Here is a 24,589-nt window from a genome sequence, read left to right as displayed (position 1 = left end):
ATGCCCCGTATCCTGCCTCTGCTGGCGCTGGCCGCGCTCGCCGGCTGCACCGTCGGCCCGAACTACCACGCGCCGGAGACTCGCGCCGGGTCCGATTGGATCGAGCCAGGCACGCCCGGCCCGGTCGACGCCGTCTGGTGGGAACGGTTTGGCGATCCCCAGCTCACCGCCTTGGTCCAGCGCGCTCTCGCGAGCAGCCCCGATCTCCGCGAAGCCGAGGCGCGCATCGCCGAAGCGCGCGCCAATCGTGACGCCGCCGCAGGCGGGCGCTTCCCGACGATCGAAGCCAAGGGCTCCGCCACCCAGAATGTACTGAGCGAAAACGGCCAGCTACCGGTCGCCAACATCCCGGGCTTCGACCGCAGCTTCCCGCTCTACGACCTCGGCTTCGATGCCAGCTGGGAGATCGACCTCTGGGGCCGGCAGCGCCGCCAGGTCGAGGCCGCGGGCGCGCGGCTGCAGGCCGCCACCTACGCCAGGGGCGACGTGATGCTCACGTTGATCGGCGAGCTGGTCCGCAACTATGTCGACCTGCGCGCCGCCCAGTCCGATGTCGTGAACGCCGAGGCGCTCGCCGCCTCCGACGCCGAGCTCGCGCGGCTGACTCGGCTGCGCTTCACTGCCGGCGAATCCTCCAGGCTGGAGCTTGAGCAGGCCGAAGCCGCGGCCCGCACGCGCGCGGCGGCCGTGCCCGACGCCCGTGCGCGCGCATCGGCCGCCGCCTATCGCATCGCCGCGCTGGTCGGGGTCCCGCCCGAGCAGCTCGTGCCCGAGCTGCAGGCGCCCAGGCCCTTGCCCGCGGCGCCCGACACGATCCTGGTGGGCGTCCGCTCGGAGCTGCTCCAGCGCCGCCCCGACGTGCGCCGCGCCGAGCGCGAGCTTGCCGCCGCCACCGCCGACATCGGCGTCGCCACCGCCGATCTCTTCCCGCGCTTCTCGCTGTTCGGCAGCCTGGGGCAGCAGGCGCGCGATCCCGCCGACCTGTTCTCGGGCGACAGCACGCGGTTGCAGATCGGACCCAGCTTCTCCTGGCCGATCTTCTCCTTCGGCCGCATCCGCGCGCAGATCCGCGCGAGCGACGCGCGGGCGGAGGGTGCCGCGGCCCGCTACGAGAAGGCCGTGGTCGGCGCGCTGTCCGACAGCGAGGCGGCGATCAACCGCTTCCTCAATGCCCGCACCGCGCTGGTCGATGCCGAGGCCGCCCTGGCGCGCGAGCAGGCCGGCTTCGCGCTCGCCGAACGCCGCGCCAACCGCGGCGAGGACGACCGCCTCACGCTCGAACGCGTCCGTCAGTCGCTGCTCGCAGCCCAGCGTGGGCGCGACCAGGCGCGCGCCGCCAAGGCGCAGGCGGCCGCAGCGCTCTACAAGTCGCTCGGCGGCGGCTGGAGCTAGGGTTTCAGATCGTCAGCCGGTGTGAGCGCTCGAGCAGCGCCACCACTTCGTCGTCCTCGGTCTGGCTGAAGTCGGCGTAGTGCGCGCCGACGGCATAGAAGGCTTCGGGCATCCGAAGGCACACCAGCTCGTCGCACTCCTTGCGCAATTCCGCGATCAAGTCCCCGGGTGCGACCGGAACCGCCAGCACCAGATGCGTCGGCCCGGCCTTGCGCACGCCGCGTAGCGCCGCCTTCACCGTGCCGCCGGTGGCGATCCCATCGTCGACCACGACCACGGTACGCCCGGGGATCGGAATTGGGTCGCGCTCGCCCATATAGGCCTGCCGCCGGCGGTCGATCTCGCCCAGCTGGCGACGCAGTTCCTGCTTCACATAGTCGGGGCCGGCGCCCGACTGGCGCGCGATGTCCTCGTTGAGCACCAGCTGCGGATCCGCGCCGTCGACTACCGCGCCGATGCCCAGCTCCTCATGGCCGGGCGCCCCCAGCTTGCGGACGAAGAGCAGGTCGAGCTCGGCGTCGAGCGCGCGGGCGACTTCATAGGCGACGGGCACACCCCCGCGCGGCAGCGCCAGCACCAGCGGATGCCGGGCGTGCAGATGCCCCAGCGCATCGGCGAGGCGGCGTCCCGCATCGGCGCGGTCGCGGAAGGAAGGGCCGTCGAACATCGCTTCGACTGAACGATCGAGCGGCGCGAACGATGCGCCGGGCTCAGTCCGGCCGGTTCTTTCGAACGATCGCCACCAGGATGAGCACGAAGGCGGCGAGCCGCACCAGATAGACCCAGCTGCGATACTCGCTGGGGATGCCGCCCAGCGCCAGGATGGTCTGCGCGGTGCCGAGCAGCAGGAAGGCGATGCTGAACGACAGGAACAGCTCGTCGCGCGTCTCGCGCCAGAAGCGCAGGAAGAAGAGCGCCGCCGCTGCGAAGCCCAGCGTGATCGCGCCGGAGAGGAAGGCGATAATCGTCAAGCGCGTTCCTCCATGTCCCAGATGAAGCCGAACAGCAGCACGCCGACCGCGGCGAGCGACAGCCCCAGCCGCACCAGCGCGAAGTCGATCGAATCGATCAGCAGCAGGTCGATGATCACGAACAGATTATTCAGCGCCAACAACGCAAAACACACCGTGCTCCAGAGCAGCAGCCGCACGCGGTTGCGGCGATAGCTGCGGCCCAGCAGCAGCGCGCAGGCCGTGCTGGTCGCGAAGCAGAGCAGATAGACTGCGGCAGGAAAATAATCGGCCATGCTCAATCCTTCCGCAGCTTGAACGCATCGGCGAAACCGACCACGCCGGGAGTCGGGGTCGGGACCACGATGATCCGCCGGACCGCATCGGGCCGTCGCGCGTAGAGCTCCTCCGCAGCGCCGGCGAGCGCGTCCACCTGTTCGGAAACCGGCTGGTAGCGCACCGCGCCATTCCCTTCGACCACGATCAACCCGGCCGCGACGAGCGATTCGACGCTGTGGCTCACCACCAGGCTGCTCCCCCGAAGCGCGCGTACGAGATCATCCTGCGTCCAGAGCTGGTCACGATTCCTGCGTAGGAAACAGAGCAATTCGAGCGACCAAACCGAACGGAAGGTCGACTGTATGAAGCTGGAAAGCTCTTGCTTGGCCGGCATCCCTGTAGCCGTCTCCCATCCGCGATCTTCCCCCGAGTCCCCGGGGTCTTCCTAACGGCTGGTGCACATGGCGCAACCGTCCCGCAGGGGTAACCTAGATCACAATTTTTTCGGTGTTTTTTCGGCAACTTCTTGGGTATGCACGAGGAATAGACCGGGGGGTCGTGCAGCTTGTCTCAACTGGGGAGGGGAGACGCCAGGAGTTTCCAGGTGAACGCGGAATCCGTCCACGACGTCCTTGATCGTCGCCAGCTCGTTGCTGCCCTTCGCAGTTTCCGTCGCGGCGACTTCTCCGTCCGCCTGCCCGAGGACCTGCCGGGCCTCGATGGCGAGATCGCATCGCTCTTCAACGAGGTCGTCGGCCTCGAAGAGGAGATGAGCAACGAATTCGTCCGCTTGTCGCGCGTGGTCGGCAAAGAGGGCAAGATCACCCAGCGCGGCCACGTCCGCGGCGCCACCGGCGGCTGGGAAATCAAGCTACGCGCGCTCAACGAGCTGATCGAGGACATGGTGCAGCCGACCGCCGAGGTCGCGCGCGTCATCGGCGCAGTGGCGAAGGGCGACCTGTCGCAGACCATGACGGTCGAGATCGACGGCCGCCCGCTGCGCGGCGAGTTCCTGCGCATCGGCAAGGTGGTGAACACCATGGTCGAGCAGCTCGCCTCGTTCGCTTCGGAAGTGACGCGCGTGGCGCGCGAAGTGGGTACCGAAGGCAAGCTCGGCGGCCAGGCGACCGTGAAGGGCGTCGCCGGCACGTGGAAGGACCTCACCGACAACGTCAACGCGATGGCGACCAACCTGACGGGGCAGGTGCGCAACATCGCCGAAGTGACGACCGCGGTGGCGCTGGGCGACTTGTCCAAGAAGATCACCGTCGACGTGAAGGGCGAGATTCTGGAGCTGAAGAACACCATCAACACGATGGTGGACCAGCTCAACTCGTTCGCTTCGGAAGTGACGCGCGTGGCGCGCGAAGTGGGTACCGAGGGCAAGCTGGGCGGCCAGGCGCGCGTGGAAGGCGTCGCGGGTACGTGGAAGGATCTCACGGACAACGTGAACCTGATGGCCGACAACCTCACCGGCCAGGTCCGCAACATCGCCGAAGTGACGACCGCGGTGGCCTCGGGCGACTTGTCCAAGAAGATCACCGTCGACGTGAAGGGCGAGATCCTCGAGCTGAAGAACACCATCAACACGATGGTGGACCAGCTCAACGGCTTCGCGTCGGAAGTGACGCGCGTGGCGCGCGAAGTGGGTACCGAGGGCAAGCTTGGTGGCCAGGCGCAGGTGCCAGGCGTCGCGGGTACCTGGAAGGACCTCACCGACAACGTGAACCTGATGGCCGACAATCTGACCGGCCAGGTCCGCAATATCGCCGACGTGACGACCGCGGTGGCCTCGGGCGATCTTTCCAAGAAGATTACCGTGGACGTGAAGGGCGAGATCCTCGAGCTCAAGAACACCATCAACACGATGGTGGACCAGCTCAACGGCTTCGCGTCGGAAGTGACGCGCGTGGCGCGCGAAGTGGGTACCGAAGGGCGCCTCGGCGGCCAGGCGCAGGTGCCGGGTGTCGGCGGGACGTGGAAGGACCTCACGGACAACGTGAACCTGATGGCCGACAACCTCACCGGCCAGGTGCGCAACATCGCCGAAGTGACCACCGCGGTGGCCAAGGGCGACTTGTCGAAGAAGATCACCGTCGACGTGCGCGGCGAGATTCTCGAGCTCAAGAACACCATCAACACGATGGTGGACCAGCTCAACGGCTTCGCCTCGGAAGTGACGCGCGTGGCGCGTGAAGTGGGTTCGGAAGGCAAGCTGGGCGGTCAGGCGCAGGTGGAAGGCGTCGCGGGTACCTGGAAGGACCTCACCGACAATGTGAACCTGATGGCCGCGAACCTCACCGGCCAGGTGCGCAACATCGCCGACGTGACGACCGCCGTCGCCAAGGGCGACCTGTCGAAGAAGATTACGGTGGACGTGAAGGGCGAGATTCTCGAGCTCAAGAACACCATCAACACGATGGTGGACCAGCTTAACGGCTTCGCCTCGGAAGTGACGCGCGTGGCGCGCGAAGTGGGTTCGGAAGGCAAGCTGGGCGGTCAGGCGCAGGTGGAAGGCGTCGCCGGCACCTGGAAGGACCTTACCGACAACGTGAACCTGATGGCCGGCAACCTGACCGGCCAGGTTCGCAACATCGCCGAAGTGACGACCGCGGTGGCGCTCGGCGACTTGTCGAAGAAGATCACTGTCGACGTGAAGGGGGAAATCCTCGAGCTCAAGAACACCATCAACACGATGGTGGACCAGCTCAACTCCTTCGCTTCCGAGGTTACGCGCGTGGCGCGCGAAGTGGGTACCGAGGGCAAGCTGGGCGGCCAGGCGCAGGTGCGCGGCGTCGCCGGCACCTGGGCCGACCTTACCGACAATGTGAACCTGATGGCCGCGAACCTGACCGGCCAGGTCCGCAACATCGCCGACGTGACCACCGCCGTGGCGCGCGGCGACTTGTCGAAGAAGATCACCGTGGAGGTGAAGGGCGAGATCCTCGAGCTGAAGAACACCATCAACGTCATGGTGGACCAGCTCAACGGCTTCGCCTCGGAAGTGACGCGCGTGGCGCGCGAAGTGGGTACCGAGGGCAAGCTGGGTGGTCAGGCCCAGGTGCCGGGTGTGGGCGGTACCTGGAAGGACCTCACCGACAACGTCAACCTGATGGCCACCAACCTGACCAACCAGGTGCGCGGTATCGCGGACGTGGTGACCGCGGTGGCGCAGGGCAATCTGAAGCGCAAGCTGACCGTGGACGCCAAGGGCGAGATCGCCGCGCTGGCCGAGACGATCAACTTCATGATCGACACGCTCTCGACCTTCGGCGACCAGGTGACCAACATGGCCCGCGAAGTGGGCATCGAGGGGCGTCTGGGCGGCCAGGCGCGCGTGCCGGGCGCCGCGGGCCTGTGGCGCGACCTTACCGACAACGTGAACCAGCTCGCCGCCAACCTGACCAACCAGGTGCGCTCGATCGCCGACGTGGCGACCGCAGTGACCAAGGGCGACCTTACCCGCTCGATCGCCGTGGAAGCGTCGGGCGAGATGGCCGCGCTCAAGGACAACATCAACGAGATGATCCGCAACCTCAAGGACCAGACCTTGAAGAATGCGGAGCAGGACTGGCTCAAGACCAACCTCGCGCGCTTCAGCCGCATGCTGCAGGGCGAGCGCGATCTCACCACTGTCTCGAACCTGATCATGTCCGAGCTCGCACCGCTGGTGAACGCGCAATACGGCGTGTTCTACGTCACTTCGCGCGAGGGCGACGACACCGTGCTCGAGCTCGCCGCCAGCTATGGAGCGGAGAACCGCGAGGCGCTCAAGAACAAGTTCGAGCTGCGCGAGGGGCTGGTCGGCCAGGCCGCAGCGGACAAAAGGCCGATCGTGCTCGAGAACGTCCCCGGCGACTTCCTGCGCATCGGATCGGGGCTCGGCCATTCGACTCCGGCCAATGTCGCGATCCTCCCCGCGCTGTTCGAGGACGACGTCAAGGCAGTCATCGAGCTCGCCTCGTTCGGCGAGTTCAACGAGACCCACCAGAGCTTCCTCGACCAGCTGATGGAATCGGTCGGCATCGTGCTCAACACGATCGCTGCGACGATGCGTACCGAGGGCCTGCTCAAGCAGTCGCAGCTGCTGACGCAGGAGCTCCAGGCCCGCCAGACCGAGCTGACCACCAAGCAGGAAGAGCTGCACAACACCAACGAGGAGCTGCAGGAGAAGGCGCAGCTGCTCGAGAACGAGAAGCGCCAGGTCGAGGCCAAGAACCTCGAGATCGAAATGGCCCGCCGCGCGCTCGAGGAAAAGGCCGAGCAGCTCGCGCTCACCTCGAAGTACAAGTCCGAGTTCCTGGCGAACATGTCGCACGAGCTGCGCACGCCGCTCAACTCGCTGCTGATCCTGTCGAAGCTGCTGTCGGACAACCCGCAGGGCAACCTCAACGACAAGCAGGTCGAGTTCGCCCGTACGATCAACTCGGCCGGCTCGGACCTGCTCAACCTGATCAACGACATCCTCGACCTTTCGAAGATCGAATCGGGCACCGTGTCGATCGAGGTCGGCGAGATGCCGATGGCCAGCCTCAAGCAGCACATGGAGCGGACCTTCCGCCAGCTCGCGGCCGACAAGAACCTCGACTTCAACGTCGAGTTCGATCCCGCGCTGCCGGCCACGATCCGCACCGACGAGAAGCGCCTCCAGCAGATCGTGCTCAACCTGCTGTCCAACGCCTTCAAGTTCACGGCCGACGGCTCGGTCACGCTCGCGGTGCGCACCGCGCATCGCGGCTGGAGCCCCAGCCACCCCGTACTGCGCAACCTCGACACCGCGGTCGAGATCGCGGTTACCGACACCGGCATCGGCATTCCCGAGGACAAGCAGAAGCTCATCTTCGAGGCGTTCCAGCAGGCCGACGGCACCACCAGCCGCAAATATGGCGGCACCGGCCTGGGCCTGTCGATCAGCCGCGAGATCGCGCGCCTGCTCGGCGGCGAGCTGCAGGTGCGCTCGAAGCCGGGCGAGGGCTCGACCTTCACGCTGTTCGTGCCGCCCAATGCCGTGGCGCCGATCCAGAGCCTGCCTGGCACCACTGCGCGCTACGACAATTCGGGCGCGACGGTGCCCAATGCGTTGCCCAACAACTACGACATCGGTGACGATCGCGACGAGCTGAACGGCGATGCCTTCGTGCTGATCGTCGAGGACGATCCCGCCTTCGCCAAGATCCTTCTCGATCTGGCGCATGAGGCCGGACTGAAGGGCGTGGTCTCGGCCGCCGGTGCGGGCACGCTGGCGATGGTGCGCAAGCTCCAGCCCCAGGCGATCACGCTCGATCTCGGCCTGTCGGATATCGATGGCTTCGTGCTGCTCGACCTGCTCAAGCACGATCCGCAGACGCGCCATGTGCCGATCCATGTCATCTCCGGCGCGGACTCGGTGAAGAAGGCGCTCGACCTCGGCGCCTTCGGCGTCACCGAGAAGCCGGCCAGCCACGACGAGCTGCTGGGGGTGTTTGGCGAGCTCGCCCGGCACGTCGAGGGCAAGCAGCCGCTCGTCGCGCTCGAGCCCGCCGACCTCGTCCATGCCTCGCGCGTGGCCGCCGAGCTCGAAGGCGCAAAAATTCTCATCGTCGATGACGACATCCGAAACATCTACTCGCTCACGAGCGTTCTGGAGAATTACGGCGTTGAAGTGGTGCACGCCGAAAGGGGCAAGGACGGCATTTTGATCCTCGAGCAGACTCCCGGCATCGATATCGCGCTGATCGATATCATGATGCCGGAGATGGACGGGTACGAGACGATGCAGCAGATCCGGCAGCGTCCTGCGCTGGCGGAGCTGCCGCTGATCGCGGTTACTGCAAAGGCAATGAAGGGCGACAGGCAGAAGTGCCTCGATGCGGGCGCCTCGGACTATATCGCCAAGCCCGTCGACATCGACCTGCTGCTCGCGCTGCTGCGCGTCTGGATCGCCCGTTCTCGTGACGCGACGCTTCCGGGCTTGCTGCTGACCGAGCGGAACTGAGGGGGATGAGTTCGAAGATGCCCTCGCGCCGATCTGCCGCGATCGCCGAAGCGCAACTGGTGCGCGCGGCGGACGACCCGCCGCCCGAGCGGGCGCGCGTGCTGGTGGTGGACGACGACGAGCACAACCTCATCGCCATCACCAGCGTGCTCGAGGAAGTGGCGGAAGTGGTCGTCGCCAATTCGGGCGAGGAGGCGCTGCGCCAGCTCCTCAAGACCGACTTCGCGGTGATCCTGCTCGACGTCTTCATGCCCGGCATGGACGGCTACGAGACCGCGCAGATCATCCGCTCGCGCGAGCAGACCAAGCGCGTTCCGATCGTCTTCCTCTCGGCGGTGAACAAGGAAAGCCAGCACCTGCTGCGCGGCTATTCGATGGGCGCGGTCGACTATGTGTTCAAGCCGGTCGAGCCGACCGTGCTGCGCTCGAAGGTCGCGGTGTTCGTCGATCTCTACACGATGCGGCGCGAGATCCAGCGCAAGGCCCTCCAGGAACAGGCGCTGCTCGACGCCAACCTGCGCGCCAATGCCGAGCGGCTGCGTGCCGAGCAGGAGCTGCGCCTGGCCGAGCAGCGCCAGGCCGCGATCATCGAATCGCTGCCGATCATCCTCTATCTCGAGGAGATCAACGCAAACCCGCGCGTGCCCAAGTTCGTGAGCGGCAATTTCACTGCGCTAACCGGCTTCGCGTTCGAGGACCTCCAGCGCGCGCCCACGCTGTGGATCGAGCGGCTGCACCCGGAGGACCGCGCGCGCGTGGCCGAGGCGATGGCCGGGCGCCCCTCGGGTCGCTCGCTGTCGGTCGAGTATCGCTGGCAGTGCGCGGACGGCGAGTACAAGCATTTCCTCGATCAGGCGGTGCTGCTCCGCGACGCGGCCGGCAATCCGGTCGAATATGCCGGCACGCTGCTTGACGTGACCGAGCGCAAGGAGCTGGAGAGCCAGCTCACCCAGGCGCGCAAGATGGACGCGATCGGCCAGCTCACCGGCGGCATCGCGCACGACTTCAACAACCTGCTCGCCGCGGTGCTCGGCGGGCTCGGCATGATCGAGCGGCGCGTTCCCCTCGACGACGAGCAGCGCAAGATCGTCGGCATGACCCGGCACGCCGCCGAGCAGGGCGCGGAGCTGGTCAAGCATCTGCTCGCCTTCGCGCGGCGCCAGAAGCTCGAGCCCGCGGCGATCGAGATTTCGCGCCTCGCCGCGTCGGTCACCGACCTGCTCGCGCACACGCTGGGCGGGCTGGTCGAGCTCAAATGGGAATTGGGCGAGGCGCTCGCGCCGGTCTATGCCGATTCCGCGCAGCTCGAGCTCGCGCTCATGAACCTGATCATCAACGCGCGCGACGCGATGCCGGAGGGCGGCGTCGTCACCGTCACCGCCAGCAACCGCGAAGTGGCCGAAGGGTCGGGGAGCAAGGATCTCGCGCCCGGCCAATATGTCGTGCTGGCGGTGGGCGACACCGGCTGCGGCATCGCGCCCGAGCTGCTCGAGCAGGTGCTCGAGCCCTTCTTCACCACCAAGTCGGTGGGCAAGGGCACCGGGCTCGGCCTCTCGATGGTCTATGGTTTCGCCAAACAATCGGGCGGCGTGGTGCGCGTCGACAGCTCGGTCGGCGTCGGCACGTGCGTCGAGATATGGCTGCCGCGTGCGCGCGTCGCGCCCGCGTCGAGCGAGGCCGAACTGGTGATCTCCAGCCCGCTCGCCGCCAGCGCCACCTTCCGCATCCTGCTGGTCGACGACCATGCCGGCGTACGCGCCACCACTGCGGCGCTGCTCGAGGATCTGGGCCATGGCGTCGTCCATGCCATGGACGGCTCGCAGGCGCTCGAGCTGTTCCAGAAGGACCCCGGCGCGTTCGACGTGCTGATCACCGACTATGCGATGCCGCGCATCTCGGGTGCCGAGCTGGTCCGCCAGCTGCGTTCCGAGCGGCCAGACATGCCCGCGCTGATCATCACCGGCTATGCCGAGCCCCATGCCGCCGCGCCCGATGCCGGCGACGTGCTGGTGCTCTCCAAGCCGTTCACCCCCGAGCAGCTCCATGCGGCGCTGCACGGCGCGGTCGAGCGCGGGACCGACGCCAAGCGCAAGCGCCGGCGGGCCTAGGCTCTTGCCGCTTCCCGTCCGGCTTCCCCTCCCTTGCAGGGAGGGGATTTGCCTTCACCGCCCCTTGTGTTGCTCCGCGATGCGCAGCAGCCGCAGCACGTTGCCGCTCCACATCTTCTCGATGTCGGCGGGCGAATAGCCGGCGGCGCGCAGCCGCTCCGTGACCTTGGGCAGCGCGTCGATGTCCTCGAAGCCGCGCACGCCGCCGCCGCCGTCCCAGTCGGCGCCGAAGCATACATGATCGACGCCGGCGACCTGGATCAGGTGGAGCACCGCGCGCATATAGGTCTCGAAATCGGCGTCGTTGGCGGGCTCGGCCTGCTCGGCGGCGCGAAGGCGGCGCGTCAGGTCGGCCTGCTCGGCCGGCGACATCTCGGCCATATGCTCGGTCTGGTCCGAAAGCGCGCTGCGCGTCGCCGAGGGCCTGGTCTTGGCGAGATAGGCGCTGTTGACGCAGATCGCCCCGCCCGAGGCGGCGAGCTTGCGCACGCGCGCGTCGTCCAGGTTGCGCGGATGGTCGTAGATCGCCTTGGTCCCGGAGTGCGAGAGGAGCACCGGCGTCTTGGACAATTCGATCATCTGGTCGAGCACGGCGTCGGACGCATGGCTGGCGTCGAGCACCATCCCCAGCCGGTTCATCTCGGCCACCCATTGCCGGCCGAGCGGGCTCAGGCCGTTCCACTTGGGCTTGTCGGTTGCCGAATCCGCGAACTGGTTGACGCGGAAGTGAACGGGCGAGGCGAGGCGCACGCCCTGCCGGTAGAATTCGCCGAGCAGCGACAGGTCCTCGCCCAGCGGATAGCTGTTCTCGATGCTGATATAGGCGAAGCGCTTGCCCGCGCGGTCGATCCGGGCGGCATCATCGGCGCGCGTCGCCAGCGCGATCCGGTCGGGAAATTTGGCGAGCATCGCGTGGATCTCGCCCAGGCGTTTGAAGGCGAAGGCCTTGGCCGCGGCGAAGCCTTCGGGCGTCACCGGGCCTTGCTCGGTGTAGATCGCGAAGAAGCCGCCATCGAGGTCGCCCGAATCCATCCGGCCGAGGTCGACCTGGGCGATGTCGGTCGCGAGCGAGTGACGCTCGCCGAAGTTCCAGCCGGGCCGCGCGAAATGGACTGGCGTGTCGAGATGGGTGTCGAGCGTCAGCGTGCGCTGGTGCAGCGTCGTGTCGCCCTGCGGCGTGCTCGCATGGGTGGCGGCGCAGGCGGTAGTGGCGAGCAGGATCGGCAGGACGGCATGTTTCATCGGGCACCTCGGACTTGGGGCGGCTGGAAGCCACGGCTCGATAGAGGTGTAACGAGCGCCGGGCGATCGGGCGAGAGCAGGATCGCGGCTGGCCCATGCGGCGAGGCTATGGGCTGCGGCCGGATGCGAATGAATAGCAATAGCGTAGTTGTTGCAACGGCTTAGCATTGCGGGGCTCAGCCCGCCGCGACCTGCCGTCCGCGTTCGGAAAGGCTGCGGAATGTGATCGACCAGCGGGGTTCTTCCATCGGCGCGATGCTGTGCTCCCAGTCATGCCGCGCCTCGCCGGAGAGGTGATAGGCCGAGCGCGGCGCGAGCGGCGCCGAGAAGCGGTCGAACCCGCCCTCCGCTCGCCGTCGGCGGAAGCGCATCGTAGTGGGATTGCCGAGCGATATGCCGATGACGTGCTCGAACACCGGCCGGTCGCGATGCCAGCCGATGCCCGCGCCGGGATCGTAGCGCGTCAGCAGCACATGGACGAGCGCCTCCGGTGTCAGCCCAGCCAGCGATGCCGCCTTTTCACGCGCCGGGTGCAGCCATTCGGGGATCGGCTCGGTCTCGCGGAAGCTCGCATCGTCGAAGTCGTAGCGCCAGCCGAAGCTGGCGGTCAGCCGCTTGCCCAACCAGCCCTGGAAGCGGAACGGTGCCAGTCCCGACGCGTCGATGCCGGCGATCAGCCCGGCTTCTTCCTCGGGCGTGACCAGCGCGGCAGAATAGGTGAAGCCCGATAGCGGGGATTCCCCGAACAGATCGACCATGGATGACGTCATGACGGAGCCTTGGTTGCTGCGCGCGTTGCAGTCTGTTGCTGGTGTGTTTCCGGCGCTCGAAATCTTCATGTTCTCTAAGCTATTCGCCTGATTTATTACCCGTTTTCCAGTTGATACCGGTTGCAACTATCAACGTCTGGGCATAGCGGTTTGCCCCGTGAAGGAAGAAATGATTGCCACGGTCGACCGCGCTTCGGCTTTCCTGAAAGCGCTCTCGGGCCGAAGCCGCTTGCTGCTGTTGTGCCATCTCCTCGATGGCGAGAAGTCGGTGGGCGAGCTCGCCCGGCTGACGGGTGCGCGCGACACCGCCGTGTCGCAGCAGCTCGCGCTGCTCCGCCGCGAGAAGATGGTCGCCTCGCGCCGCGCCGGGCAGATGATCTTCTATTCGCTCGCCAGCGAAGAGGCGCTCCACATGCTCAAGGCGCTTCACGGCCTGTTCTGCGCCGCACCCGAGGCCGAGCCTGCGCCCGCGCGTCAGCCTGTCGAAGCCGTCGCGTAGAGCCGCTCGACGTCTTCCCGGCGGACCAGTTCGGCCGGGGGCGTCATCAGCGCCGCCGCACCTGCCGCCACACCGAAGCGCAGCGCGTCGGCCAGCGCATAGCCGCGCGCCGTGGCGAGGGTGAGCGCCGCCACCATCGCGTCGCCGGCACCGACCGTGCCTCCGCCGGGCGGGACTGGCAAGGCAGCCATGCGGATCGTCTCGTCCGCGCTGGCGAGCAGCGCCCCGCGGCCGCCGAGCGAGACCACCACCACTTCGGCGAAATCGCGCGCCACCAGCTCCTGCGCGGCCGCGGCTTCGTCGGCCTCTCCCCCGAGCTTGCGGCCGATCAGCTCCTCCAGCTCGCGCAGGCTCGGCTTGATCAGATAGGCCCGCGCGCCTTCGCAGCCGGCGAGCGCCGGCCCCGAGGTGTCGATCACCAGCTTCTCGTTGGCGCCACGGCAGAATTCGGCCAGCCGCGCCAGCACCGAGGGGTCGCAGCCCGGGGGCAGGCTGCCGCTCAGCACCAGGCAAGTAGGCGGCGCGGGCAAGTCGCGAAGCGCCTGGAAGAGATGCTCCAGATCGTCGGGGAACAGCGCCGGCCCCGGCAGCACGAAGCGGAATTGCGCTCCCGTGCTGGTCTCCTCCACCGCGATGCTCTCGCGCGTGGTGCCAGCGATCGGCACAGGCACGATCGGCACGCCGACGTCGCGCAGCAGCTTCTCGATCGTCGCGCCCGGCGCCCCGCCGCTCGGGAAGATCGCGGTCACTTCGGCGCCCAGCGCATGGAGCACGCGCGCCACGTTGATCCCGCCGCCGCCGGGTTCGAGCTCGGGCGCGGTGCAGCGCAGCTTGTTCGTCGGGCGCACCTTCTCGGTGGTGGTGTTCACGTCCAGCGCAGGGTTGAGCGTGACGGTCGCGATCCTCTCCATGTCAGCGTCGCTCCAAAGCGCCGCGGGCCGCGGCGACGATCGTTTCCAGCGGGCGATTGACGCGCATACGGTGCCAGCCGAACAGATCGCCCACGGACCGTTTCGACTGTTCTCGCACTACTCTTTCATCCGCATCCGACGCGTCGTGCAAGCGCTCGCGCACCCGCGCCACGCGTTCCTGCTCGGGCGCTTCGAGCCATATGCCCGTGAACGGCACGCGCGCCCGCGCCGCCAGCGCCTGCGCCACTTCGCGCTCGCTGCGGCTCATGAACACCGCGTCGAGGATCACCGGCGTGCCGCATTCCAGATGATCCTGGGCCGATTCGAACATGGCCTCATAGGTCTCCATGTCGGTCTGCCGGGTATAATGCCTGGGGGGCAGCCGCTTCTCCGGCGGCAGCCCCTGGAGCCGCTTGCAGAACACGTCCCAGCGCAGCACGCGGGCGCCGGGCGCGCGGCCCAACCGGTGGCCGAGCAGGCGCGACAGCGTCGACTTGCCCGTCCCCGAAAGCCCGCCGATCGCGACCAGCCGGGGCGGGCAGGGCTTGAGCACGGCCTCGGCCAGCGCCGGGTCGCCTGCGGCAGAGGCGCGCAGCGAAAGGAACAGCGGCAGCAGCGACCAGCCGGTGGCGCCCTGCGGAGTCACGTCGAGATAGCGGTTGGCAAGGATGTTGGCGTCGGCGGGCTGGTCGTGGCGGACCAGCTCCATCAGCGGCCGCGCGAGATCGAACAGCAGGTCCGACGGGCCCTCCGGCAGCGCCCGCACGCGGCCGATCTGCGCGCGCCGCACCACAACGGCCTGGCGCCGCTCCAGCTCGGCGCGCTGTTCGGGGCTGGTCGCGAGCGCGGCGAGCCGACGGCGGAAGGCGGTGCCGTCTGCGGGCGCAGCGGCGATGTGCGCGGCGCCGATCCGGTCGGCCAGCCGATGCACGGCCGACGGGTCGAGCCCGCCGCGGCCGAGCAGGGCCTCGAATGTCGCCATCTCCGTCGCGGCGCTCGCCGCCATCGCATTCCCCCTCGTTATCGCCTGGTCACAGGCGCACGAGACTAGCAGTGCCTACCTGAACGGCAGCTATAGCCCCGGCACGCCCGCTGAGGCCAATCTTGTATCCGCAGCCGGCCGCTTCAACCGTTGCCGCGCGCCGGCGCCGCGGCGAAGCTCCGCGCGATCGCGGCATGCAGCGGCTTGGGGCGGAACCCCGCGTCATAGGGGCTCGGCCGCAGCGGCGCGCCGTCCGCGCGTTTGCTGAAGCCCTGCAGCCAATTGTACTTGTCGCTCATTCCCCAGACCAGCACGTCGCGGAGCTGCGGATAGGCGAACATGATGTCGAGATAGGCCCCGGCATAGTCCGCCACCGCCCGGTCGCGCGTGGACAGGTCGCCGGTCAGCGCCTTGTCGTTCACGTCCAGCTCGGTGATCACGAGCTTGTAGCCCATGCCGGTCACCGCATCGAGAAAGGCGCGCCACGGCTTCTCCTGCCGCGCCACGGTCTGGGCCACGCTGCCGTCGCCGTACAGCCCGATGTGCGACTGCACGCCCAGCGCATCCACCGGCACGCCGCGCTTGCGAAAGCCCTCGAGCAGCCGGAGCACGCCTGCGCGGTGGGTCTCGTTGCCCGGCTCCCAGCTCATGTAATCGTTGTAGACCAGCTGGGCCTTGGGCGCCCCGGCGCGCGCCGCGTGAAAGGCGTGATCGACCATCGCATCGGCGCTGCCGAACGCCCGCGAAAGCGCGCTCTCGCGCTGCGCGCCGGTCTTCTCGTCGATCGTCTCGTTGACCACGTCCAAGCTGGCGATCCGGTCGCCGTAGAGCCGGCAGAGCGTGGCGATATGGTCGCCCAGCAGCTTCTCCGCGCTCGCCCGCGGGCTCGACCCGAAGTCATGGCTATTCAGCCACTTCGGGAAATATTGCGTCTTGTGCCACAACAAGGTGTGGCCGCGCATCGCCATGCCCTTGGCTTCGGCATAGTCGAGCAGGTCGGCGAAGCGCGCGACATCGAAGTGTTTGGCGTCGGGCCGCAGCGCCTGCCACTTGAACTCGTTCTCGGGCACCAGAATGCCGCAGTCGCGCTCCAGCAGCGCGGCGTAGGCGGGATTGGCGAAGGACCCGCGGTCGGCGCCCGCCGGGCTCCACGCCACGCACGAGCCGAACCGCATTCCCTTGGCCCGGGCGAGGGCATTGATCGACGGCGGCGCCCCTTGGGCGAACGCCGCGGGTGCGGCCGCCAGCGCCGCAGCGGAGGCCAGCATCTCGCGGCGTGTCAGTCCCGCCATCGCCCGTTTCCTTCACCAGTTGAACAGCGTCCCGTCTTCCAGCCGCGCGACCGGCAGATAGGCACGCTTATATTCGTGCTTCGCCGCGAGCACTTCGTCGATCTCGACGCCCAGGCCCGGTTTGTCGCCCGGGTGCATCATGCCATCGGCATAGCGATAGGCGTGCGGGAAGACCGCGTCGGTCAGCTCGGTGTGCGGCATCAGCTCCTGCACCCCGAAATTGGGCACCGAGATGCCGAAGTGCAGAGCCGCCGCCATCGTCACCGGCGAAAGGTCGGTCGCGCCGTGGCAGCCGGTGCGCACTTGATATAGGTCGGCGAGCGCGGCGATGCGGCGCACGTGCGTGAGCCCGCCCGCATGGACGATCGTCGCGCGGACATAGTCGATCAGCTGCTCCTCGATGAGCTGCTTGGCGTCCCAGATCGAATTGAAGATCTCTCCGACGGCGATCGGCGTCGTGGTGTGCTGGCGGATCAGGCGGAAGCCCGCCTGGTTCTCGGCCGGCGTCGGATCCTCCATCCAGAACAGGCGATAGGGCTCCAGCTCCTTGCCCAGTCGCCCCGCCTCGATCGGCGTCAGCCGGTGGTGGACGTCGTGGAGCAGGTGCACGTCCCAGCCCAGCACCTCGCGTGCCTTCTCGAACAAAGGCGCCACCGAGCGGAGATATTTCTCGGTCGACCACAGGCTCTCGGTCGGCAGCGCAGCGTCGGCGGGCTCGTAGCGCTGGCCCGGCTTGGCGACGCCGTACGTCGCCTTGAGCCCCGGCACGCCGGCCTGAAGGCGGATCGCCTTGAAGCCCTGCTCGCGGTGCTCGATCGCGCGCTCGATCGTCTCCTCGATCGTCGCGCCATTGGCATGGCCATAGACCATGCAGCCCTCTCGGCTCGCACCGCCGAGGAGCTGGTACACCGGCAGCCCGGCGACCTTGCCCTTGATGTCCCACAGCGCCATGTCGACCGCGGCGATTGCGCTCATCGTGACCGGGCCGCGGCGCCAGTATGCGCCCTTGTAGAGATACTGCCAGATATCCTCGATCCGGTGCGCGTCGCGGCCGATCAAGCAGGGGATGACATGGTCGTTGAGATAGGCGGCAACCGCCAGCTCGCGGCCATTGAGCGTGCCGTCGCCCAGGCCATAAACTCCGTCGCTGGTCTCGATGCGGAGCGTGACGAAATTACGCCCGGGACAGGTGACGATCACGCGTGCCGATTTGATCTCAGCCATTCACGGCAACTCCGCCGCGGTGGCGCATGGCGCTGGTGACGCGCATCTACCTCTCCTGTTGCGCGCATTCCCGGTCTGCGCCTTGGTAGCGCTACCATTGCGAAGCTGCTATCGGCTTGTCAACGGCGGGAAACGTTCCGGGTCCACAGAGGATGATGATGCGGCAGATATTTGCTTTGGTTGCGCTTCTTTTCGTAGCGCTCGGAATGACCCCCCACGCCCGCGCCGAGACCGGCTACGACCTCTGGCTGCGCTATCAGCCGGTCGAGCCCGTGTGGAAGGCGCGCTACGCCGCGCAGATGACGCACTTCACGGTCTCGAATCGCCCCACGCTCCTCGCCGCTGCCGACGAGCTGAGCCGCGGGGTCGAGGGCATGCTGGGCTATGAGCTGGTCCGGCGCGAGACCGTGATGGGCGACGGCGCCATCGTCCTCGGAACCGGGGCTTCGCCGTTGATTGCGCCGCTCAACCTGCCGCTCGCCGGCCTTGGGCCCGAGGGCTATCTGATCCGCAGCGCGACGATTGCCGGCAAGCGCGTCACCGTGATCGCCGCCAATCAGGACGTGGGCGTGCTCTACGGCGTCTTCCGCTTCCTCAAGCTGATGCAGACGCGTCAGCCGCTCGACAATCTCGACATCACCGACGCGCCGAAGCTCAAGATTCGTGTCCTCAACCATTGGGACAATCTCAACCGCCATGTCGAGCGCGGCTATGCCGGCCAGTCGATCTGGGACTGGCAGAAGCTGCCCCGCTACAAGGACCCGCGCTACACCGATTACGCCCGCGCCAATGCCTCGATCGGCATCAACGGCACCGTGCTGACCAACGTCAACGCCAATGCCGACGTGCTCCGGCCCGAATGGCTGGAGAAGGTGAAGGCGCTGGCCGAGGTGTTCCGCCCCTATGGCATCAAGGTCTATCTGACCGCACGCTTCTCCGCGCCGATCGAGCTCGGCGGCCTCAAGACCGCCGACCCGCTCGATCCGCAGGTCGCCGCCTGGTGGAAGGCAAAGGCCGACGAGATCTATCGCACCATCCCCGATTTCGGCGGCTTCCTGGTCAAGGCCAATTCGGAAGGCCAGCCCGGCCCCTCGGATTACAAGCGCACGCATGCGGAGGGCGCCAACATGCTCGCGGACGCGCTCGCCCCGCATGGCGGCGTCGTGATCTGGCGTGCCTTCGTCTATGCCGCCGAGAACCCCGACGATCGCCACAAGCAGGCGTTCACCGAGTTCGAGCCGCTCGACGGCAAGTTCCGCGACAATGTCCTTCTCCAGGTCAAGAACGGCGCGATCGATTTCCAGCCGCGCGAGCCCTTCCATCCGCTGTTCGGCGCGATGCCCCGGACGCCGCTGATGATGGAATTCCAGATCACCAAGGAATATCTCGGCTTCGCGACGCACCTCGCCTATCTCGGGACGATGTGGGAGGAGGTGCTCCAGTCGGACACCTTCCGTCCGGCTAAGGGCCGCACCGTCGCCAAGGTGCTCGAGCAGCCGGTCGACGCCGGCGCCGCCACCGGCATGGCCGGGGTCGCCAACATCGGCAGCGACATCAACTGGTCGGGCTCGCAGTTCGATCAGGCGAACTGGTACGCCTTTGGCCGCTTCGCCTGGAATCCCGAGGCCAGGGCCGAGCCGATCGCGCGCGAATGGGCGCAGATGACCTGGGGCAATGATCCCGCCCTCGTCGATCCGATCGTCTCGATGATGATGGGCTCGCGGGAGGCGGTGGTCGACTACATGACGCCTCTGGGGCTCACCCATGTGATGGCGACCGGTCATCATTATGGTCCGGGCCCCTGGGTCTCGGACCTCGCACGGCCCGACTGGAACCCCGTCTACTACCACAAGGCCGACGCCCACGGCATCGGCTTCGACCGTACCGCCAGCGGCAGCAACGCCGTCGCCCAATATGCACCACAGGTCGCCGCGGTGTTCGGCAACGTCAAGCGCGTGCCCGACGAGCTGCTCCTCTGGTTCCACCACGTCCCCTGGGAGCATCGCACCCGCTCGGGCCGCAGCGTCTGGGACGAGATGGTCTATCGCTACGATCGCGGCGTGGGCACCGTCGCGGTGATGCAGACGCAGTGGGACGCGCTTCGGGACAAGGTCGACCAGCGCCGCTGGGAAGAAGTCCGCGACTATCTGGCGATCCAGCGTGACGAGGCCCAGTGGTGGCGCGATGCCTCGATCGCCTATTTCCAGTCGGTCTCGAAGCGCCCGCTCCCCGCCAGCCACGCCGCCCCGGCGCACGACCTCGAATGGTACAAGGCGATCAAGACGCCGTACGCCCCTGGGCAGGGGCAGTGATCGATGGGTAAGCCCCCTCCCTTTCAGGGAGGGGCGTTTAGGGCCGCTGCAACCCGCGCATCAGATACGCCCGGATATAGTCCCGCAGCCGGGGCGTCGGTTCGCCCAGCACGCTGCGGTGCTCGGGCGGCAGGTGCGCCGCGGGCTCGCCGCGGCGCTTGAACACGAAGGTGTCGAACATCGCCGCCCAGGCCTCGCGGCGGGCAGGGGGCAGGTGGCTGACCGTCAGCACCGCGTGCACCATCGCGTCGATGCGCGCGGCGGCGTCGGGTGAATCCTCCCACCAGTAGTTGACCAGGACGTTGAAGGTCCCCGACGCCTCGACCTGGTGCCACCAGAGCGCCGGGATGAAGATCGCGTCGCCCGGCTCCAGCTCGGCCCTCTGCGCCGCCGCCAGCGCTTCGCGGAAGCGGGGATAGCGGTCGAAGTCGGGATCGTTCAGCTCGACCATGCTCACCGGCTGGCCGGCCACGGTGCGGTCGAGCGGGCCGACATAGAGGTTGTGGACCTGGTCGGGCGGGAACAGCGTGAAGCGCCGGCGGCCGGCCGCCACGCAGGCGACATTGTCCGATGCGTCGAAATGGGTGCTGATCGTGCTCGCATTGCCCACCCAGATCCGCGGCGTCGCGTTCAGCCCGGCGAGCAGCGGCATCGGATTGGCCTCGGCAAAGCCGGGGAGGGTGGTGGGCGTCTCGACAGCACCGGCATAGACCGCGGGTGCATCCTCGCGCCCGATCAGCGAGCGCAGGTAGCGCAGCAGCTCGCCGAAGCCGCCGCGCCGGCGCTCGAAGTTGAAGCCGCGCAGGTCGTCCGAATAGAAGAAGCGCCCGCGGATCCCCGGCGGCCCGACAAAGGCCTCCGCCGGGGCTCCGCGGTCGAAGCCGGCCAGATGCGCGAAGAGCGCGTCGACCGACTCCCCGCCTGCTGCCACTGCCGGCCAGTCGCGCACCAGCCCGCGCATCACCACAGGCGTATAGCCGGACACGAGCTCTTCCCGGAAGCGCTCGGGCGTGACGCTCTCGATTTCACGGATCGCAGGCAGCGCGTGCATGGTTTCTCCTATGGCCCGGTCCCAAGGCCGGGCAAACAAAAAGCGCCGCCGGTGGATACCGACGGCGCTCCTTGCAGATGGCGCTTCGATCAGAAGGTGAAGCGCATGATGCCCGAGATGCGGCGGTCATTCATGTACCAGCCGCGCGGCACTTCGACGTTGTTGCCGTCCGGATCGCTGACGACAGCCGTAGTCTTCACCACTTCGTTGAGCAGGTTCGATCCCTGGAGACCGATCTTCACATTGTCCGACAGCGAGTAGAAGATCGACGCATCGAGCTGTCCGGTCGCCTTGTTGACGATCGGGTCGTTGGGCACGATCACGTCGCGGATGGTCAGCAGGAAGTCCGACCGCCACGAATAGGTCGCACGCAGCGAGAGCGGGCCCACGTCGAGGAACGGGGTGATGTTGAAGTTGTGCTTCGACAGGCCCTGCAGCGGCAGCGATTCGAGCTTCACCGTGGTCACGCGGCCGGCACCCACGTCGGGATCGGTCTCGGAGAGCGTGCTCTGGGGCACGCCGCTCGAGTCGATGTAGGTGTAGTTGGCCTGGACACCGAAGCCCTTGAGGAAGCCCGGCAGGAAGTCGAACGTCTGCTGATAGGCAACTTCGACGCCCTTGATCGTGCCGGTCTCCGTCGCATTGCCCGGATTGGTGATCAGCGCATCGAAGGTCTGGCCGTTGTTGGTGTAGGTGCTGCGATAGGTCTCGTTGGTCACCACGTTCTTGAGGCGCTTGTAAAAGCCCGAGACCGTGAGCTGGCCGACGTTCGAGAAATACCATTCCGCAGTGAGATCGAAGTTGTCGGCTTCGACCGGCTTGAGGAAGGGGTTGCCGCGGTTGACATCGGCCTGGAGGCGGAAGCTGCCCGGGATGAGCGTGCCGTCGGGATTGGTATTCTGCACCGCATTCACGCGCACGTCGCCATAATTGCGGATCAGGCCCGTGTTGGGAGGAGCGACGCCCTTGAAATAGGCCGCTCGGAACTGGAGTCCGCCGCCCACTTCGAGCTTCACGTTGGCGCTCGGCAGCCAATAGTCATAGTTGATCTTGCCGGGCGATTCGACGAGCGCGCCGTTCTGGAAATTGCGCACCGCGGTACGCGTGGCCAGCGGCATGGCGCAGAATCCCTGGACCACCGCTGTCGCGTCGGACGGCGGCGCGAGGCAGGTGGCCTCCGTCGGCAGGTAGACGCTGCCATAGGTGAATTGCTGCACGCCTTCCGAGTTGCGCTTGGTCGAGGTGTAGCGGACGCCCACGTTGCCGGAGAGGCGCATGCCATTGCCGAACTCGCTGTCGAACCGCGCCATGATGTACGCGGCCTTGTTGGTCTCCTTGATCGGATTGATCTCGCCCGGCAGGAACGGCGTGCCGGCCACGACGCCGCAGCGATTGGCGAGCGGATTCCAGCCGCCGTTGCGCACCACGGAGTCGTTCGGGCAGTTGGCGACCTGCGCCTCCCACTCGTTGTTCACCAGCGTCGCGTAGCGGACATAGGCGTCGTAGTTCTTGACCGTGTCGAGCGAGTAGAAGAGGCGGCCTTGGCCGGCAAGCGGGTTGCCCGCCTGCCCACGGAAGAAGTTGTCGAAATAATAGGCTTCGTTCGAACCGCCGAGTTGCGCCGTGCCACCGTTGCCCCCGGTGACGCCGTCGACATTGTCATCGAGCCACACCGGGCCATTGTTGCCCCACTGCTCGGACAGGCGACCCCAGTTGTACGTGGAGAAGCGTGCCGTCTGCTCGCGGTCGGCGTAGCGAACGCCGGCGCGGATCGACTTCAGGAAGCTGTTGTCTGGGAAGCTATATTCGAGGTCGATGCGGGCGGCATCCGAATTGCCGTCGCTGTCCTCGATATGATCCATCGCCGCACGCGGGAAGCTGTTGAACGGATCGGTGAAGCTGGTGTGGCCCGCACCGAAATAATTGGGCGCATATTGCTGGCCCGGCGTGGTGTCTGCAGTGGCGCGGCTGCCGAACCCGGCGCAGTCGAAGTCGCCGCCCGGCGGGTTCTGCGAATTGGCTGCGGGGCCATTGCAGACCTGCGGGGGCAGGAATTCGATGGTCGGGAAATCGCTGCCGTTGAGCGCGATCGACGCATTCTGGTAGGTCGAGTTCCACAGCGCATTGTCGATCAGATAGGTACTCGACTTGACGTGCTGATAGTCGAAGGTGAGACCCAGCCGGTCGCTCACGTCCCACTTGAAGTTGAAGCCGTAATCGTCGGTGACCAGGCGCTCGTCATGGTCGCGGCGCTGGACGTTCGACTGGAGGCCGAGCATAGGAACCCGGGCGAGGATGCCCTGGCCTTGCTGGTTCTGGTCGGCGCGCCAGCCGGTCGGGCCGGTGATGACGCCGCTGACGAACATGCCGTCATCGTCGAAGTCGAGCGTGGTGCCCGGCACGCGGCGCGAGTCGCCGTTGCTGGAGACGTTGTCGGTCGCGATCTCCATGGCGTGCTCGGTCCAGGCCTGCCGCGCATCCGAGCGCAGGAACTGGAACACGGCTTCCATCGAGCCGTCGTTGCTGCGCCACTGGGCTGCAGCCGAATAGCCGTAGCGGGTGCGGTCGAATTCCTGGTTTCCGATCACGGCGCCGCGCGGGAAGAGCACGCGGTCGGCCACGGTTGCGCCGCCGCCGTTGTCGACGACATCGCCGTCCGAATAGAGGTTGCGGACGCGGAAGCTCGAAACCTGGAGACGGTCGGCCCGGCTCTTCAGGTTCGAATATGAGGCGCTGGCGAGAAGCCCGATCTCGCCGATCCCGGTCTGCCAGCGGTTGCTGATCAGTGCGTTGAGATTGGCGCTTGGCTGCTCGGCGAAGTCGCCATAGTTGAGCTCGGCCGAGGCCGAGACGACCAGCCCCTTGGAATCGAACGGCTTGCGCGTGCGCAGGTTGACCACGCCGGCGATGCCCCCCTCGACGCGGTCGGCCGAGGGCGACTTGAACACGTCGACACCGCCCATCAGCTCGGACGGGACGTCGGCGAAGCTCAGCGCACGGCCGTTGTTGGCGCTGAACGCCTCGCGGCCGTTGAACTCGGAGCGGACATAGGTGAGGCCGCGCACGACTACGCCCGATCCCTCGACCGAGAAGTGGTCAGGGTCGACGCCGGCGGCGAAGCGGTTGATCGCGACGCCCGGGATGCGCTGCAGCGTCTCGGTGACCGAGCGGTCGGGAAGCGCGCCGATGTCCTCGGCGGTCACCGAGTCGACGATTACGTCCGAATTCTTCTTGATCTGCTGCGCGCTCTGCAGCGACTGGCGATAGCCGGTGACGACGATCGCGTCCTCGGTCTGCGCATCCTGCACGGCGGCTTCGTCGGCGGTCTGTGCGGCCGGCGGCGTGGTCTGGGTGGGCGAGGCCTCGGTCTGCGCCCAGGCCGGCGTGATCCCCAGGCAGAGCGCCGCGGCGGAAACGCCCGCGCAGAGCAGCCCGGTGCGAAGCCTGACGCTCCGATCGCTGGCGTGAATCATGGAATGCTTGCGCATCAAGCTGTGCCTCCCCTGTGTTAGCGCTACCAAAATCGCGCATATTATTATTTGCGACCCAACCTAGATTGGGCTCCTCGCAAAGATCAAGCCTTCAGTGTTACGGTTCTGAGAC

The 24,589-nt window shown here is 67.2% G+C and carries 17 protein-coding genes; 5 read left to right on the top strand and 12 right to left on the bottom strand.

Translation table 11 applies throughout. The annotated features are described in order from the left end of the window. Window positions 1–1,392, top strand: coding sequence for an efflux transporter outer membrane subunit (locus J7500_RS13765; protein ID WP_294062374.1), 1,392 nt, complete (start codon window positions 1–3; stop codon window positions 1,390–1,392). A gap of 4 nt (window positions 1,393–1,396) precedes the next feature. Here the strand turns inward: J7500_RS13765 and J7500_RS13760 are convergent, their stop codons facing one another. The 4 genes from J7500_RS13760 to J7500_RS13745 are packed head-to-tail and all read right to left on the bottom strand — an operon-like array spanning window position 1,397 to window position 2,868. After that, window positions 1,397–2,059 carry a phosphoribosyltransferase gene (locus J7500_RS13760; RefSeq protein ID WP_294062373.1) on the bottom strand — a complete coding sequence of 221 codons (663 nt, stop codon included), beginning with the start codon at window positions 2,057–2,059 and terminating at the stop codon, window positions 1,397–1,399. Between the two features lie 43 nt (window positions 2,060–2,102). Beyond that, window positions 2,103–2,363, bottom strand: a complete 261-nt coding sequence (locus J7500_RS13755; protein WP_294062372.1) for a DUF5985 family protein — start codon at window positions 2,361–2,363, stop codon at window positions 2,103–2,105. Continuing rightward, entirely contained in the window at window positions 2,360–2,638 is a 279-nt protein-coding gene (locus J7500_RS13750) for a DUF5985 family protein (protein ID WP_294062371.1), read from the bottom strand. Before J7500_RS13750 ends, J7500_RS13755 begins: the two co-directional genes overlap by 4 nt. A gap of 2 nt (window positions 2,639–2,640) precedes the next feature. Next, on the bottom strand, window positions 2,641–2,868 hold the full coding sequence (locus tag J7500_RS13745) for a hypothetical protein (RefSeq protein WP_294062370.1): 228 nt from the start codon (window positions 2,866–2,868) through the stop codon (window positions 2,641–2,643). Window positions 2,869–3,225: 357 nt separating this feature from the next. Here J7500_RS13745 and J7500_RS13740 point away from each other — a divergent pair, with 357 nt between their 5' ends. Together J7500_RS13740 and J7500_RS13735 are read left to right on the top strand one after the other, a co-directional pair. After that, on the top strand, window positions 3,226–8,595 hold the full coding sequence (locus J7500_RS13740) for a HAMP domain-containing protein (RefSeq protein ID WP_294062369.1): 5,370 nt from the start codon (window positions 3,226–3,228) through the stop codon (window positions 8,593–8,595). A gap of 17 nt (window positions 8,596–8,612) precedes the next feature. Then, entirely contained in the window at window positions 8,613–10,703 is a 2,091-nt protein-coding gene (locus J7500_RS13735) for a response regulator (protein WP_294062368.1), read from the top strand. Between the two features lie 54 nt (window positions 10,704–10,757). Here the strand turns inward: J7500_RS13735 and J7500_RS13730 are convergent, their stop codons facing one another. Next, on the bottom strand, window positions 10,758–11,945 hold the full coding sequence (locus J7500_RS13730; protein WP_294062367.1) for a dipeptidase: 1,188 nt from the start codon (window positions 11,943–11,945) through the stop codon (window positions 10,758–10,760). A gap of 176 nt (window positions 11,946–12,121) precedes the next feature. Beyond that, complete coding sequence (locus J7500_RS13725; protein WP_294062366.1) at window positions 12,122–12,703, bottom strand: alpha-ketoglutarate-dependent dioxygenase AlkB; 582 nt, start codon at window positions 12,701–12,703, stop codon at window positions 12,122–12,124. Window positions 12,704–12,884: 181 nt separating this feature from the next. Between J7500_RS13725 and J7500_RS13720 the strand changes: the two genes are divergently transcribed. Beyond that, a complete protein-coding gene (locus J7500_RS13720; protein WP_294062365.1) occupies window positions 12,885–13,214 on the top strand; it encodes a helix-turn-helix domain-containing protein in 330 nt (109 codons plus the stop codon). Here the strand turns inward: J7500_RS13720 and J7500_RS13715 are convergent. From J7500_RS13715 to manD, 4 genes are all read right to left on the bottom strand, one after another. After that, window positions 13,190–14,125 (bottom strand): 1-phosphofructokinase family hexose kinase, encoded by a 936-nt coding sequence (locus J7500_RS13715; protein ID WP_294062363.1) that lies wholly within the window; start codon window positions 14,123–14,125, stop codon window positions 13,190–13,192. The genes J7500_RS13720 and J7500_RS13715 overlap by 25 nt on opposite strands. A gap of 1 nt (window position 14,126) precedes the next feature. Beyond that, window positions 14,127–15,131 carry an AAA family ATPase gene (locus J7500_RS13710; RefSeq protein WP_294062362.1) on the bottom strand — a complete coding sequence of 335 codons (1,005 nt, stop codon included), beginning with the start codon at window positions 15,129–15,131 and terminating at the stop codon, window positions 14,127–14,129. Window positions 15,132–15,250: 119 nt separating this feature from the next. Beyond that, window positions 15,251–16,399 carry an endo-1,4-beta-xylanase gene (locus J7500_RS13705; protein WP_294062361.1) on the bottom strand — a complete coding sequence of 383 codons (1,149 nt, stop codon included), beginning with the start codon at window positions 16,397–16,399 and terminating at the stop codon, window positions 15,251–15,253. Window positions 16,400–16,411: 12 nt separating this feature from the next. Beyond that, the gene (gene manD, locus J7500_RS13700) at window positions 16,412–17,623 is read right to left on the bottom strand and encodes a D-mannonate dehydratase ManD (RefSeq protein ID WP_294062360.1); all 1,212 of its coding nucleotides are present in this window, start codon (window positions 17,621–17,623) and stop codon (window positions 16,412–16,414) included. Between the two features lie 206 nt (window positions 17,624–17,829). Here manD and J7500_RS13695 point away from each other — a divergent pair, with 206 nt between their 5' ends. After that, entirely contained in the window at window positions 17,830–19,935 is a 2,106-nt protein-coding gene (locus tag J7500_RS13695; protein WP_294062359.1) for an alpha-glucuronidase family glycosyl hydrolase, read from the top strand. A gap of 37 nt (window positions 19,936–19,972) precedes the next feature. Here the strand turns inward: J7500_RS13695 and J7500_RS13690 are convergent, their stop codons facing one another. Together J7500_RS13690 and J7500_RS13685 are read right to left on the bottom strand one after the other, a co-directional pair. Further along, window positions 19,973–20,986, bottom strand: coding sequence for a cupin-like domain-containing protein (locus J7500_RS13690; protein WP_294062358.1), 1,014 nt, complete (start codon window positions 20,984–20,986; stop codon window positions 19,973–19,975). Between the two features lie 89 nt (window positions 20,987–21,075). Further along, the gene (locus tag J7500_RS13685) at window positions 21,076–24,474 is read right to left on the bottom strand and encodes a TonB-dependent receptor (RefSeq protein WP_294062357.1); all 3,399 of its coding nucleotides are present in this window, start codon (window positions 24,472–24,474) and stop codon (window positions 21,076–21,078) included. Between the last annotated feature and the right edge of the window lie 115 nt (window positions 24,475–24,589).

The organism is Sphingomonas sp., from assembly GCF_017744835.1.
Classification (GTDB): Bacteria; Pseudomonadota; Alphaproteobacteria; order Sphingomonadales; family Sphingomonadaceae; genus Sphingomonas.
The sequence above is the reverse complement of the archived record's forward strand: the minus strand, read 5'-3'. Positions and strand labels throughout refer to the sequence as shown.

Bases quoted from the DNA above. Each gene is read 5' to 3' on its own strand.
- J7500_RS13765 (WP_294062374.1), top strand. From the start codon at position 1: ATGCCCCGTATCCTGCCTCTGCTGGCGCTGGCCGCGCTCGCCGGCTGC.
- J7500_RS13760 (WP_294062373.1), bottom strand. From the start codon at position 2,059: ATGTTCGACGGCCCTTCCTTCCGCGACCGCGCCGATGCGGGACGCCGC.
- J7500_RS13750 (WP_294062371.1), bottom strand. From the start codon at position 2,638: ATGGCCGATTATTTTCCTGCCGCAGTCTATCTGCTCTGCTTCGCGACC.
- J7500_RS13735 (WP_294062368.1), top strand. From the start codon at position 8,613: ATGCCCTCGCGCCGATCTGCCGCGATCGCCGAAGCGCAACTGGTGCGC.
- J7500_RS13730 (WP_294062367.1), bottom strand. From the start codon at position 11,945: ATGAAACATGCCGTCCTGCCGATCCTGCTCGCCACTACCGCCTGCGCC.
- J7500_RS13725 (WP_294062366.1), bottom strand. From the start codon at position 12,703: ATGGTCGATCTGTTCGGGGAATCCCCGCTATCGGGCTTCACCTATTCT.
- J7500_RS13720 (WP_294062365.1), top strand. From the start codon at position 12,885: ATGATTGCCACGGTCGACCGCGCTTCGGCTTTCCTGAAAGCGCTCTCG.
- J7500_RS13715 (WP_294062363.1), bottom strand. From the start codon at position 14,125: ATGGAGAGGATCGCGACCGTCACGCTCAACCCTGCGCTGGACGTGAAC.
- J7500_RS13710 (WP_294062362.1), bottom strand. From the start codon at position 15,131: ATGGCGGCGAGCGCCGCGACGGAGATGGCGACATTCGAGGCCCTGCTC.
- J7500_RS13705 (WP_294062361.1), bottom strand. From the start codon at position 16,399: ATGGCGGGACTGACACGCCGCGAGATGCTGGCCTCCGCTGCGGCGCTG.
- manD (WP_294062360.1), bottom strand. From the start codon at position 17,623: ATGGCTGAGATCAAATCGGCACGCGTGATCGTCACCTGTCCCGGGCGT.
- J7500_RS13695 (WP_294062359.1), top strand. From the start codon at position 17,830: ATGACCCCCCACGCCCGCGCCGAGACCGGCTACGACCTCTGGCTGCGC.
- J7500_RS13690 (WP_294062358.1), bottom strand. From the start codon at position 20,986: ATGCACGCGCTGCCTGCGATCCGTGAAATCGAGAGCGTCACGCCCGAG.
- J7500_RS13685 (WP_294062357.1), bottom strand. From the start codon at position 24,474: ATGCGCAAGCATTCCATGATTCACGCCAGCGATCGGAGCGTCAGGCTT.